The following is a 13,040-nucleotide window of genomic DNA, read 5'->3' on the forward strand; positions in this document are numbered from 1 at the left end:
ATGCGCTGATGTCCACCGGTCCAGTGACTTTCGGGCCTAGTAAAGCCACGAAATACGGCGAAAATGCCTTTGTGCGGCCCTGATTTGGGTGATTTGGCGCCAGGATCGGGGCCGTTCCCGGCGTTTTCGGTAAACCCGGACATTGGAAATCAGGGGAGATGCGACATGGATATGAAGAAATATGCGGCCGAGGCTATCGGCACGTTCTGGTTGACCTTCGCCGGCTGTGGCAGCGCGGTGATTGCGGCCGGATTTCCACAGGTCGGTATCGGCCTGGTCGGTGTGTCGCTGGCGTTCGGCCTGAGCGTTGTCACCATGGCCTACGCGATCGGGCATATCTCCGGTTGCCATCTCAATCCGGCCGTCACGGTCGGGCTTGCCGCGGGCGGACGTTTCCCGGCCGGCCAGATCCTGCCCTACATCATTGCCCAGGTTGTCGGTGCGATCGTTGCCGCTGCAGTGCTCTACGCGATCGCCAGCGGCGCGCCGGGATTCGATCTGGCCAAGGGCTTTGCATCGAATGGCTATGATGCGCACTCGCCCGGCCAGTACAGCATGGTGGCGTGCTTCATCACCGAAGTCGTGATGACCATGATGTTCCTGTTCATCATCATGGGCGCGACCCATGGCAAGGCGCCGGCCGGCTTCGCACCGCTCGCGATCGGCCTCACGCTGGTGATGATCCATCTCGTCAGCATTCCCGTCACCAACACATCGGTGAATCCAGCGCGCAGCACCGGACCGGCGCTGTTCGTCGGTGGCTGGGCGCTGGCACAACTCTGGATGTTCTGGGTAGCGCCTTTGATCGGCGGCGTGCTGGGCGGCACCGTCTATCGCTGGCTCAGCGATGAGCCGACGGGTGTCGTCGCCGGTGTGAAGACTGCGTGATCAATCAGCGATGGGATCGTGATCTTCACGATCCCATTTCCATTGATCCGTCGCGCGTGCCGCTGCGGCGTCGCGCGACCCGGCGTCTATTTCGGTCGGAAACGCTCTAAGGCTTGCGGGCCGGAAACACCTGGGTGACATGGCCCATCTTGCGGCCGGGGCGCGGTGCGCCCTTGCCGTAGAGATGCACGGTCGCGCCGGGAACGGTGAGCCATTCCTCATAGCTCAGGATATCGTCGCCGATCAGGTTGGTCATGATGACCTCGCCGTGGCGTACCGGCTTGCCCAGCGGCCAACCGGCGATCGCGCGGATATGCTGCTCGAACTGCGAGATCGAGGCGCCGTCGAGCGTCCAGTGGCCGGAGTTGTGCACGCGCGGTGCGATTTCGTTGACCAGCACCGTCGGCGCGCCGTTGCCGGGCACGACGAACATCTCGACCGCGAGCACGCCGACATAGTCGAGGGCGGTGGCGATTTTCTCGGCGATGGCGCGAGCCTGCGCGGCGAGCTCGTCTGGAATCGCCGCCGGCGCGCGGGATATCTTCAGAATGTGGTCGCGATGCTCGTTCTCGGTGACGTCGAAACTCTCGACCTCGCCGGAGGCCGAGCGCGCCGCGATCACCGAAATCTCGCGCTCGAACGGCACGAAGGCTTCGAGGATCGCCGATTTGGTGCCGAGGTCTTCCCAGATCTGATCGAGGTCGTCGCCGGCGCGGACGATCGCCTGGCCCTTGCCGTCATAGCCGAAGCGGCGGGTCTTGATGACCGCGGGCAGGCCAATGCGTTCGATCGCTGCGCGCAAGTCGGCGGTCGAGGAGACATCGGCATAGCCCGCAGTGCCGATGCCGAGCCTGCTGACGAAGTCCTTTTCGATCAGCCGGTCCTGCGTGGTCTCGAGGATCTTCTGCGCAGGCAGCACCGGCCGTCGCGCGGCGAGCACCATGGCCGTTGCCGCCGGCACGTTCTCGAACTCATAGGTGACGACGTTGACGTCGTTGGCGAACAGCTCCAGCGCCTCGACGTCGGCATATTCTGCACAGGTCGCGTTCTGCACCACGTCGAACGCCGGCGAATCCGGATCGGGCGAGAACACCTGGCATCGGAGTCCGAGACGCGCCGCCGCCATGGCCAGCATCCGGCCCAATTGTCCGCCGCCGAGGATTCCGACGGTGTCGCCCGGCTTCAGCTTCACTGCAGTCGAAGCCGTCACGCCGAGCCCTCCGGATGTTCCTTGACCGTATCGGTCTGCTGCTGGCGCCATGCCGCCAGTCGGGCTGCCAATGCGGGATCGTTGAGTGCGAGCACGCTTGCCGCGAGCAGCGCGGCATTGATCGCGCCGGCCTTGCCGATCGCAAGCGTCCCGACCGGAATCCCGGCCGGCATCTGCACGATCGAATAGAGCGAATCGACACCGGACAGTGCCTTCGACTCGACGGGAACCCCGAACACCGGCAGCTCCGTCAGCGCGGCGGTCATGCCGGGCAGATGGGCCGCGCCGCCGGCACCGGCGATGATCACCTTGTGGCCGGCAGCTTTGGCACCCTTGGCAAAGGCATAGAGCCTGTCCGGGGTGCGGTGGGCGGAAACGATCCGCGTCTCGCAGGCAACACCGAGGTCTGCCAGCGTTTCGGCGGCGTGGCGCATGGTCCCCCAATCGGATTGGCTTCCCATGATGATGGCGATCGGGGCGGTCATCTCGTCAATTCTGTGCAGGAATCCAAAAACATAGGCCGATTATAGGGGCGGCCCGGGCGTCATCCAAGGCGTGGCAAGGGAGTCAGAATGGACTATCCTGTCTTGGTGAATCCCGGCAAGCCTTCATAAGCAGGCCTCAACAAGGATGCGCATGAACAAGAAGACCCCCGCGGCCGCTTCCGGGGCCGCAAAACGGCGGAAACGCGTGCCTGTGGCGCGCAAACCCGGGCCGGGCCGGGCTGGAACCGTACCTCCGGCGCGGGGGGCGGCCGCCCTCGACGACAAATCGACGATTCGCCGGCTGAAGGCGCAGCTCGCGCGCGCCCAGGCCCGGATCGAGGAACTGCAGGCCTCCGCCGAGACCGATTTCCTGCTCGATGTCCTGAACCGGCGCGGCTTCGAGCGTGAACTCACCCGCGCGATCGCCTTCATCAAACGCTACCACGCCACGGCAGCGCTGGTCGCGCTCGATGTCGATCGTCTCAAGCCGATCAACGACGCATTCGGACACGCGGCGGGCGACGAGGTGCTGAAGGCGATCGTGGCCGCGCTGTCGGGCCAGGTGCGTGCCTCCGACGTGATCGGCCGCCTCGGCGGCGACGAGTTTGCCGTGCTGCTGTGGAATCTCAGCGAGACCGATGCCAGGGCCAAGGCCGCAGCGCTGGAAGAGATGATCGACCGCCTGACGTTCGTCTTCCGTGGCAGCCGGGTCACTGCAGGCGTATCGGCGGGCGTTGCGATCCTCGGCCCGCATTCGGATGTCGAGCGCGCTCTCGAGGAAGCCGACCGTGCGATGTATGTGCGCAAGGCGCAGCGGCGGCATGAGTCGCAAAGCTGAAGCGTTTTTGAGCGAAGCGGACCCCGGCTTCGCGTGAAGAAAACGCGCCAGAACCGAAGCCCTAAAGCGTGCCTAAATCTTCCGGCACCTTGCCGAAGGCCCGCAACAATTTGGCGTCGCCGAATTCGCCGATCGCGGGATCGCCGGTGCGGCTGAATGCGACCGCGCCGATGCTGCCGGGCATGCGCGACATCGTCTCGGCCCGCCGCAACGCGACGGCAGAACTCTGGCATTCCTCGGCATTGCCAGCGACTGGCGTGCCGTCGTCGTCCTGCACGAACGGCAGCGCCACGTAATAGGTGACATCGGCCATCGATTTGCTCCTTGGTGATCAGGCGGCGTCGCTCGCCGAATGCGCCGGCGCCGGCACACAGCCCGCGGTGATTGCGGCCTGCAATTCCTCGAGCTCGGTTTCCAGGTATTCATTGGCCATGATCAGCGCCTTGATGGTGCTGCGCAGGTTGCCGTCGCACATCGCGATCGCCTGATCGCAGGCCTGCTCGTAGCGGCTGTTGTCGGGCAGGGAAGGTGGAGCGGACATGACGAAACTCCCTTTCTGTGTCTGGCGGCTGGATCGATATGTTCTCTATTTGTTCCAAGGGAGTCAAGGGCGAGAATCGCCGCCGCGCGCGCGTTGCCGCGAACGTGAAGCAGGCGGCCGCTGTGGATGACGGGGAAAAGCATCTGCGTGCGACGAGCCGGGCAGCCGAACCGGCGAGGCGCCGCGCGATCCGCGCGTCACGCGATGATGTCGGGCGTGATCTGGTCTTCGATGAAGGCGATGCGATCGCGCAATTGCAGCTTCCGCTTCTTCAGGCGCTGCAACATCAGCAGATCCGGCGCGGGCGACTGATGCAACGCGTCGATCGCGGCGTCGAGGTCGCGGTGCTCTTGTTGCAAACGCGCAAGCTCGGCGTGGAGTTCGCGCTCATCTTGATCGTTCATGGTGTACGTTGACTGATAAGCACGATAAGGTTGTAGTGGACGAAGCAGCCGTCGCTTGTCGAAATATCGTCCCTGCGCGCGCGCCGCGCAAGCTGGACTGGTTCCATAGTCACGATTGGTTACAGATAAGCCTAATTGTCTGACTGCGGCATTTCGCGTCCCCCATCGACAGTGCCGCCCACTTGTGTACACTCGTCGGTCCGGATCGAACCTGAGGTTTAACCCACCGAGGAGAGTTCGCAATGGCAATACAGGCCCATCTCGTTGAGCTGGAGCGTAAGCACAAAATACTCGAGAACGAATTGCACGAAGCGCTCGTGCACCCTTCCGTAGACGACCTGCATATCTGCGAACTGAAACGCCGTAAGTTGATGGTTAAGGACGAGATCGAGCGGTTGAGGCAGACCGCGAACGACACGGTCCACTAAGCAGTCCCCCGCAAATCAGCTAGCCTTTCCGCCGCCGGATGGACGCCCAAGCGCCCATCCAACGGCAGGTCATGCTGAATTTTGCTCAGAGCCCGGCAAGTTCACCGACGTGATCGGCGATCGCGAGCGATGACGTCAGGCCGGGCGACTCGATCCCGAACAGATTGATCAAGCCGCTGACGCCGTGATCGGCGGGCCCTTGGATCAGGAAATCCTGGGTCGCAACCGCGGGCGGCACGATCTTGGGCCGGATTCCCGAATAGCTCGGCATCAGTGCGCCATCGGGCAGAGACGGCCAATATTTCCGGATCGCCGGGTAGAACCGCTCGGCCCGCGCCGGGTCGACGGCATAATCGACATGGTCGATCCATTCGACGTCGGGACCGAACCTGGCCTGCCCCGCCATGTCGAGGGTGAGGTGAACGCCAAGCCCGCCGGGCTCCGGGACCGGGTAGATCAGCCGCGAAAACGGCGCTCGCGCGCTGCAGCTGAAATAATTGCCTTTGGCGAGATAGGCCGTCGGAATCGTGTGGATCGGCATGCCCTCGATGCTGCGGGCGACCGCCGATGCACCGAGGCCGGCGGCGTTGATCAGGAGGTCGCATGCGAGCGTCATCGGCGCCTCGCCGCCGGCCTCGATCTCGAGCTTGCCCGCCGCCGCTTTGGCGCGCAGCAGCGGTGTGTAGAATGCGAAGGCCGCTCCGGCTTCCTCGGCGTCGCCACGCAGCGCCAGCATATAGGCATGGCTGTCGATGATTCCGGTCGAAGGCGATAGCAGGGCCGCATCGCAGTTCAACGCAGGCTCCAGCGCGCGCGCCGCGTCACCCGACAGCAGCTGCATGTCGTCGACGCCATTGGCCTCGGCATGCGCCCGGATCGACTGCAGCTTCTCGGTTTCTTTTGCCGTGGTGGCGACGATCAGCTTGCCGCAATTCTTGTGCGGGATACCGTGCTCGGCGCAGTAGCGATAGAGCGCGTGCCTGCCGCTGACGCACATCCGCGCCATCAGGCTGCCGGCCCGGTAGTAGATGCCGGCATGGATCACCTCGCTGTTCCGCGACGAGGTCACCGTGCCGATCCCTTCCGCTTCCTCGATGACCACCACTTCGCGGCCGGCCTGGGCCAGCCGGCGTGCCACTGCGAGGCCGACCACCCCCGCACCCACGATCACGCAATCAACCCTGTCCATGTCGTCCTTCAGATCCGCAAATTCCGGCGCGACGACGGACTGCCGTCGCGCGCAATCAGCATCGTTTGGCCCCGCCGGCTCGTTCGGCAAGTGCTTGGGCTGTCACGATAGTTTCAGCGCCGCGTCCAGTTAGTGGACTATTAATCATGTCAGGGCAATTGCCATGAGTTAAGGCACATTTTCCAGTTGCATCGGAACGCGTTTACCCGATCCAAACCGCCGAAACCGGACACTCCGTCGGGAAATCCGCGGGTGACTGATGGCTGGCAAGAATTGGCAGGCGGGCGGGAAGAATACGATTCCGGCAAAGGTAGCGCTTGGCCTGATCGCCGTCGTCACGCCATGCGGCATAGCCTGGTCCGCATCCCGCGCGTTCACGCCGTCGATCTACCTCGGTGACCTCGATCCCAACGTGATCTGGGAGCTGCTAATCAGTAGCGTCGTCGTCGCATCGTTCCTCGGCGCGATCGGGCTCTGGGTCCTTTCGGCCCTGCGCCGCGCCAAGCGGGCGCAGCTGCGGCGCAACGTCTTCATCTCGTCGGCCCTCAACCACCTCAATCAGGGCGTGGTAATGACTGACGCGCGCGAGCGCATCGTCTTCTGCAACGACCGCTATCTCGACATTTACGGCCTGTCGCGCGCCGACATTACGCGCAACATGACCGGTACCGAGCTGCTGGAGTTGCGCCGGAGCCGCGGCGTGCTCGACGTCAGCGCCGACGATTTCTTTGCCAGGGCTGCGACGCCGGAGGGCCTGGTCACTGAACTGTCGAACGGCAAATCGGTGCTGGTGAAGTATTTCCCGTTGCCGAACGGCGGCTCGGTCGCAACCCATCTCGATTGCACCGACCAGCGCCGGCTGTCGCGCAAGCTCGCCTCGACCACGCAATTCCTGGAATCGGTGCTCGACAACGTCCCGGTCTGCGTTGCCGCCAAGAACATCGAGGACGGCCGCTACATCTTCGCCAACCGCGCGTTCGAGCGCTTCTCTCGCTTCTCGCGCGACCACATCGTGGGCAAGCGGGCAGACGAGATCTTCCGTTCCGAGACCGCCGCCAGCATCGAGGCCGCGGACCGCGCGGCACTTGACGCGCCGCAAGGCTACCATCGCAGCGAACTCCTCGTCGAACGCGGTTCCGAGAAGCGCATCCTCGCATCCAATCGGGTCATCGCGCGCAACGAGGCCGGCGAGCCGGAATTCCTGATCGCCCTGTTCGAGGACGTCACCGACCGCCGTTCGCTGTCGCGCGAGCTCGAGAACAACAAGAAGTTCCTCGAGCTGGTGGTCGACAACATCCCGGTCTCGCTGATCGTCGAACGGGTCAGCGACGGCCGCTACCTGCTGGCCAACCGCAGCGCCGAGACGATTTTGAACCGCCGCCGCGAGGACGCCACGGGTCTTACCGCAGCCGACATCTTCAATCCGCGCGAAGCCAAGCTGATCATCGCCCGCGACGAGGCGGCGATCCGGAAGCGCAGCATGATCGCGGAGGAGCATCCGATCTCGACCAAGGATGGCCTCCGGTTGTTCCTGACCCGCCGCATGACCGTGCTCGACGACAATGGTGAGCCGCAATATCTGATCAAGACCCATGAAGACGTCACCGACCGGCGCCAGACCGAGTCGCGCATGGCGCACATGGCCTATCACGACGGCCTGACCGATCTGCCGAATCGCGCCGCGTTCCTGCAGGCGCTCACGCAGATGATCGAGGCCTGTGCCGGCACCGACGAGGAATTCGCGGTGCTCTGCGTCGATCTCGACGGGCTGAAGGAGATCAACGATGTCTTCGGCCATGCGATGGGCGACAAGGTGCTGATCGAGGTCGCACAGCGCTTGCAGGCGGTGGCACGCGGCGGCGTGGTCGCGCGCCTGTCCGGTGACGAATTCGGCCTCATCATCGACGGCAAGCAGCCGGCGGCCGGCATTGCGCTCGCCGAACAGGCCGCCGATGCGCTCGGGCAGGACTTTGCGATCGACGGCAAGTCGGTACGTACCGGCCTCACCACCGGCATCGCGGTGTTCCCGCACAACGGCTCGGACGCGGCCTCGCTGCTCGCCAATTCCGGCGCCGCGCTGTTTCGCGCCAAGGCGAAGTCGCGCGGCACGATCTCGGTGTTCGAGCCGGAGATGGACCAGCAGATCCGCGATCGTCGCGTGCTGCACCAGGAGCTCTCGGTTGCGATCAAGAACGGCGAATTGTCGCTCTACTACCAGCCGCAGGCCACGGCGGGCGCCACTGTTGCGGCGAGCGAGGCCATCGGCTTCGAGGCGCTGGCGCGTTGGCACCACCCGGTGCGCGGCTTCGTGCCGCCCAGCGACTTCATTCCGCTCGCCGAAGAAAGCGGCCTGATCGTCGAGATGGGCGAATGGATCCTGCGCGAGGCCTGCCGGGAGGCCGCGTCGTGGGCGGTGCCGCTGCAGGTCGCCGTCAACCTGTCGCCGGCGCAATTCACCCATGGCGACCTCGTCAGCCTCGTGCATTCGATCCTGCTCGAGACCGGGCTGACACCCGACCGGCTCGAGCTCGAGATCACCGAAGGCGTCCTCATTGAGGATCTCGACCGCGGCCTGTCGCTGCTGCGGCGGCTCAAGGCGCTCGGTGTGCGGATCTCGATGGACGATTTCGGCAGCGGCTATTCCTCGTTGAGCTATCTGCAGGCGTTTCCGTTCGACAAGATCAAGATCGACCGCGCCTTCGTCATCAATCTCGGCCGCAATCCGCAATCGGCCGCAATCGTGCGCGCCGTCATCGATCTCGGCCATGGCCTCGAAATGTCGATCGTCGCCGAGGGCGTCGAGACCGAGGCACAGCTCAGCTTCCTCTCGGAGGAGGGCTGCGACGCCGTGCAGGGCTATCTGATCGGCAGGCCCGCGCCGATCGGCCATTTTGCGGCCCTGATCGGCGGCAATGTCGACGTCATGGAGCCCGTGCGCAAGACCGGGTAGCGTCGTTGCGACGCGGACATCGGTTGCTTGCCTTCTCCTGCGCGTCCGACTACTGTCGAAACGTCACATCGTTCAACCGAGAAAGGAGGGCTGCGTCGTGGCGACATTTGTTGATCACCACTTCAGGCGTGGCCCCGTCAACGCCCTGCAAATGCGTTTGCAGGGCTGACCGGAAACTCGCGTAAAATCTCTTCCTGGTCTGCCCTTCGTGGCCGTGCGGCGTCGAACGCTTGAGCGTTCGTGCCTGCATTTGAATCCCTCGCCGCGCTTCGATCCGCGCATCCGTTGATGGCTATAGGCCCCGGATGCCGTGATTGCCGGCAAGACCAGAGAATGATCGTGACCCTCATCAATGTACGCAATCTCGGCGTGACGCTGAACGCGCCGCTGTTCTCCGAACTCAATCTCGTCGTCAATGCCGGTGACCGGATCGGGCTCGTCGCCGCCAACGGCCGCGGCAAATCCACACTGCTGCGCTGTATCGCCGGCGCCATGGAGGCCAATGAAGGCGAGATCACCAGATCGCGCGGGCTGACCGTCGGCCATGTCGAGCAGGATGCGCCGCCGGCGCTGCTGAACACGCCGGTTCACGTCGCGGTGCTTGAGGCCCTTTCCAGGGAGCGACGGGCCGATGAAGGCTGGCGGGTCGATGTCGCCTTGCAGTCGCTCGAGGTGTCCGAAGATCTGTGGGAGCGGCCATTGAAGCAGCTCAGCGGCGGCTGGCTGCGGTTTGCCATGCTCGCCCGCGTGCTGGTGACCGAGCCCGATATGTTGTTGCTCGATGAGCCGACCAACCATCTCGACCTTGCCAAGATCGGCCGGCTCGAAGTCTGGTTGAACGCATTGCCGCGCGAGATGCCGGTCGTGATCGCCAGCCATGATCGCGCCTTTCTCGATGCGACCACGAACCGGACGCTGTTCCTGCGCCCGGAGCGGTCGCAGCTGTTCGCGCTGCCCTATGCGCGGGCGCGAGCGGCGCTCGACGATCTCGACGCCTCGGACGAGCGGCGCTATCAAAACGATATGAAGGCCGTCCGGCAGCTTCGCCAGCAGGCCGCGAAGCTCAAAAATCTCGGTATCAATTCGGGCAGCGACCTGTTGCTGTCGAAGACCAAGCAACTGAAGGCGCGCGCCGAGATGCTGGAGGAGACAGCGAAGCCAGCGCATCTCGAGCGATCGGCGGGAACCATCCGGCTCGCCAATCGCGATACCCATGCCAAAGTCCTGATCAGGCTGAACGACGCAGTGGTGGCCACGCCCGACGGACGGCCGCTGCTTCGGACTGGCAAGCAGTTCATCTGCAGGGGCGACCGGATTGCATTGCTCGGACCCAATGGCGTGGGCAAAACCCGGTTCGTCGCGGCACTGCGTCAGGCGATCGAGAGTCCGGAGATGGCCGCGGTCGAGATCAAGGCCACGGAATCGTTGGTGCTTGGCTATTGCGACCAGGCGCTTGTCGATCTCGCGGATACGGACTCACCGATGCGACTGGTCACCCGGCGCTTCGAGCTCGGCGATCAGCGGGCGTGCGGCCTGCTCGCCGGGGCCGGCCTGTCGATCGAGATGCAAAGCCGTCCGATCGGGCTTCTATCCGGCGGACAGAAGGCCCGTCTCGGTATGCTTGTGCTGCGGCTCACCCAGCCGAACTTCTACCTGCTCGATGAGCCGACCAACCACCTCGATATCGAGGGGCAGGAGGCGCTCGAGGAGGAATTGATGGAGCGTCAGGCCAGCTGCCTCCTGGTCTCGCACGACCGCCAGTTCGTGCGCACGGTGGCAAACCGGTTCTGGGTGATCGAAGGAAAGAGACTGACCGAGGTCAACGGACCGGAGCATTTCTTTGCCTCGGTCGGCGCGGGCTAGCATATGACGCTGGGAAGCTTGGCGCAGACACTGCCACAATCGTCATGGCCGGGCTTGTCCCGGCCATCCACGTCTTTCTCTCGCGGAAAGCAAGACGTGGATGCCGGCCCAAGGCCGAGCATGACGCGTGTGTGGAGCGATCGAGCCCATATGCGATAGCCCTGCCTGCAAGCGGGAGAGGTGCAGCCAGTTCGTCGCGAGACCGATTTCGGCCTTGCTTCATCTTGCTCCAGCCCCGCGCGGACGCACTTTTTTTGTGAACACACATCCTGTTCGCACTGAAATGCGATAGGCGTTGCGCATGGCGGACTATGATCTCGCGATCATCGGCGGCGGCCTGAACGGCACAAGCGTTGCTCGTGACGCGGCCGGCCGCGGCCTGCGCGTGATCCTGCTGGAGCAGGGCGATCTCGGCGCTGGCGCGTCGCAGGCCTCGCCCCGCCTGATCCATGGCGATCTGGCGGGGCTGGAGCGGCGGGAGTTCTTTCGCGTCCGAGCTGCGTTGAAGGAGCGCGACGTATGGCTGCGCATCGCGCCGCATCTGGTGCGGCCGATCCGCTTTGCGATCCCGGCGCATGCCGAGGAACGGCCGCCCTGGCAGCTGCGCTCCTGGCTGCTGCTCTACGATCGGCTGGCCTCGCGCGACGGCCTGCCGTGCTCGGCGACCGTCGACGTCACCCACCATCCGATCGGCAATGCGCTGAAGCGGCCGTTCGGAACCGCGTTCGAGTATTCCGATTGCATCGTCGACGATACCAGGCTCGTCGTGCTCAACGCCGTCGATGCCGCCGCGCACGGCGCCGATATCCGCACCGGCGCCCGCGTGACCCGGGCCGATCGCGGCGAGACCTGGCGGCTGGTCATGATCGATCGCGGCTACCGCAAGGTGGTCACGGCGCGATCTCTGGTCAACGCGACCGGCGCGTGGATCGCCTCCGTCGCCGACACCGTGCTGCGCGTTCCCCCTTCGGCGCTCGACATCGTGCAGATCAACCAGATCGTGGTGCGCCGTCTCTTCGACAACGACAATGTCTATGTGTTTCAGAACCGCGACGGGCGGCTGATCTTCGCGAGCCCCTATGCGCGCGATTTCACCCTGATCGGCACCGTCGGCCACGCCTTCAAGGGTGATCCTGCCATCGTCGCGGCGGGCGTGCACGATGTCGCCTATCTCTGCGATGCGGCCAATCGGTATTTTCGCGAGCAGATCGCCCCGTTTGACGTGGTGCGGACGGTCTCCGGCGCCAACTCCGTCGCTGCCCGCGCGCGCCTGCGCATGCGCGACGGAGGCATGACCTTCGATGTCAGGCGCGGCAAGGCGCCGTTGCTCACGATCTTCGGCGGCGACGTCACGACATCGCGGCGTCGCGCCGAGCGCGCCGTCTCGGAATTCACGCGGTTCTACCCGATGACGCCGCGCTGGACCGCGACCGCGCCGCTGCCGGGCGGCGAGTTCGCGTGGCATCGTTTCGAGACCGAGATCGATATCGCGCGCGACCGCTGGCGCTTTCTGACCGAGGAACAGGCGCGGCGGCTGGTGGCTGCCTATGGGTTGAACGTCAGGGATATCCTGGGAGATGCCAGGCAGAGGGCCGATCTCGGTCCGGCCTTCGGTCCTGAGCTGACGGGCGCGGAGGTGCGCTATCTGATGCAAAGGGAATGGGCGCGCTTTCCGGATGACGTGCTGTGGCGGCGCTCGAAGCTCGGTCTGACCATGTTGCAAGCCGATCGCGATGCGCTCACGGCGTTCATGGCCACGGTCGGCTGAGCCCGCTACTGCCGAGCGGCTTCCTGCGACCATGCCAGGTCGCGGCGGGACGGGCGGCGATGCAGCCGATTCGAGATGAGCTCTGCCGCCTGCCGGCCTTGACCCGCGCGCACGCAGGCCACGATGAACGTGTCCTCCCACAACTCGCGCTGCGCATGGCTGCCGCCGATCCGCACCAACTCGGGCATCAACGGCGCGAGGATGCGGACCGCTTCCGTGTGGTCGCCGGCGGCGAAGGCGGCGATCCCCCGGCAGAGACCGATGGCGGAGGCGCCCGGCGCCAGCTTGCCGTCGGCCTGCCGCGCTTCCATCTCGGTCAGGCGCCGATCGAGCGCGCCGTCCTTCGTCGTGGCTGCGACCAGCGCGTGGTGCACGTCGGCGAAATGCGCGCCCGCCTTCGGGAAATGGCCATCGCCATAGGCGGCGACGTCCTTCCAGTGCGACTCGAGCCCCGTCTTGCCGGCGAGCGACAGCCG

At 64.9% G+C, this 13,040-nt stretch carries 12 protein-coding genes and 1 pseudogene; 6 read left to right on the forward strand and 7 right to left on the reverse strand.

Features of this window, described 5'->3' with window-relative positions; translation table 11 throughout:
• Window positions 1-165: 165 nt before the first annotated feature.
• A complete protein-coding gene (aqpZ, locus tag AS156_RS39225; RefSeq protein WP_066515900.1) occupies window positions 166-888 on the forward strand; it encodes an aquaporin Z in 723 nt (240 codons plus the stop codon).
• Between the two features lie 106 nt (window positions 889-994).
• Here aqpZ and AS156_RS39230 read toward each other — a convergent pair whose 3' ends face one another.
• Window positions 995-2,098, reverse strand: coding sequence for a 5-(carboxyamino)imidazole ribonucleotide synthase (locus AS156_RS39230; RefSeq protein WP_066515902.1), 1,104 nt, complete (start codon window positions 2,096-2,098; stop codon window positions 995-997).
• The gene (purE, locus tag AS156_RS39235; RefSeq protein WP_066515903.1) at window positions 2,095-2,583 is read right to left on the reverse strand and encodes a 5-(carboxyamino)imidazole ribonucleotide mutase; all 489 of its coding nucleotides are present in this window, start codon (window positions 2,581-2,583) and stop codon (window positions 2,095-2,097) included. Before purE ends, AS156_RS39230 begins: the two co-directional genes overlap by 4 nt.
• Before the next feature lie 151 nt (window positions 2,584-2,734).
• Between purE and AS156_RS39240 the strand changes: the two genes are divergently transcribed.
• Entirely contained in the window at window positions 2,735-3,421 is a 687-nt protein-coding gene (locus AS156_RS39240) for a GGDEF domain-containing protein (protein WP_430641847.1), read from the forward strand.
• Between the two features lie 61 nt (window positions 3,422-3,482).
• Here AS156_RS39240 and AS156_RS39245 read toward each other — a convergent pair whose 3' ends face one another.
• The 3 genes from AS156_RS39245 to AS156_RS41605 all read right to left on the reverse strand — a co-directional run bounded on the left by AS156_RS39245 (window position 3,483) and on the right by AS156_RS41605 (window position 4,366).
• Window positions 3,483-3,734 carry a hypothetical protein gene (locus AS156_RS39245; protein WP_066515909.1) on the reverse strand — a complete coding sequence of 84 codons (252 nt, stop codon included), beginning with the start codon at window positions 3,732-3,734 and terminating at the stop codon, window positions 3,483-3,485.
• Window positions 3,735-3,752: 18 nt separating this feature from the next.
• Window positions 3,753-3,962 (reverse strand): hypothetical protein, encoded by a 210-nt coding sequence (locus tag AS156_RS39250; protein WP_066515912.1) that lies wholly within the window; start codon window positions 3,960-3,962, stop codon window positions 3,753-3,755.
• A 197-nt stretch (window positions 3,963-4,159) separates the two neighbouring features.
• Window positions 4,160-4,366, reverse strand: a complete 207-nt coding sequence (locus AS156_RS41605) for a YdcH family protein (RefSeq protein WP_029085523.1) — start codon at window positions 4,364-4,366, stop codon at window positions 4,160-4,162.
• A 242-nt stretch (window positions 4,367-4,608) separates the two neighbouring features.
• Here AS156_RS41605 and AS156_RS39260 point away from each other — a divergent pair, with 242 nt between their 5' ends.
• Window positions 4,609-4,794, forward strand: a complete 186-nt coding sequence (locus AS156_RS39260) for a YdcH family protein (RefSeq protein ID WP_066515916.1) — start codon at window positions 4,609-4,611, stop codon at window positions 4,792-4,794.
• A gap of 85 nt (window positions 4,795-4,879) precedes the next feature.
• Here AS156_RS39260 and AS156_RS39265 read toward each other — a convergent pair whose 3' ends face one another.
• Complete coding sequence (locus tag AS156_RS39265; protein ID WP_066515955.1) at window positions 4,880-5,983, reverse strand: NAD(P)/FAD-dependent oxidoreductase; 1,104 nt, start codon at window positions 5,981-5,983, stop codon at window positions 4,880-4,882.
• Between the two features lie 259 nt (window positions 5,984-6,242).
• Here AS156_RS39265 and AS156_RS39270 point away from each other — a divergent pair, with 259 nt between their 5' ends.
• The 3 genes from AS156_RS39270 to AS156_RS39285 all read left to right on the forward strand — a co-directional run bounded on the left by AS156_RS39270 (window position 6,243) and on the right by AS156_RS39285 (window position 12,564).
• Entirely contained in the window at window positions 6,243-8,933 is a 2,691-nt protein-coding gene (locus AS156_RS39270; protein ID WP_066515917.1) for a sensor domain-containing protein, read from the forward strand.
• Between the two features lie 333 nt (window positions 8,934-9,266).
• The gene (locus AS156_RS39280) at window positions 9,267-10,796 is read left to right on the forward strand and encodes an ABC-F family ATP-binding cassette domain-containing protein (RefSeq protein ID WP_245313261.1); all 1,530 of its coding nucleotides are present in this window, start codon (window positions 9,267-9,269) and stop codon (window positions 10,794-10,796) included.
• A 301-nt stretch (window positions 10,797-11,097) separates the two neighbouring features.
• Window positions 11,098-12,564, forward strand: coding sequence for a glycerol-3-phosphate dehydrogenase (locus AS156_RS39285; RefSeq protein ID WP_066515923.1), 1,467 nt, complete (start codon window positions 11,098-11,100; stop codon window positions 12,562-12,564).
• Between the two features lie 5 nt (window positions 12,565-12,569).
• On the opposite strand, the pseudogene AS156_RS45505 reads toward AS156_RS39285, so the two are convergent.
• Window positions 12,570-13,040, reverse strand: a pseudogene (locus tag AS156_RS45505) (tetratricopeptide repeat protein); the annotation flags it as partial.

Source organism: Bradyrhizobium macuxiense, from assembly GCF_001542415.1.
Taxonomy (GTDB): domain Bacteria; phylum Pseudomonadota; class Alphaproteobacteria; order Rhizobiales; family Xanthobacteraceae; genus Bradyrhizobium; species Bradyrhizobium macuxiense.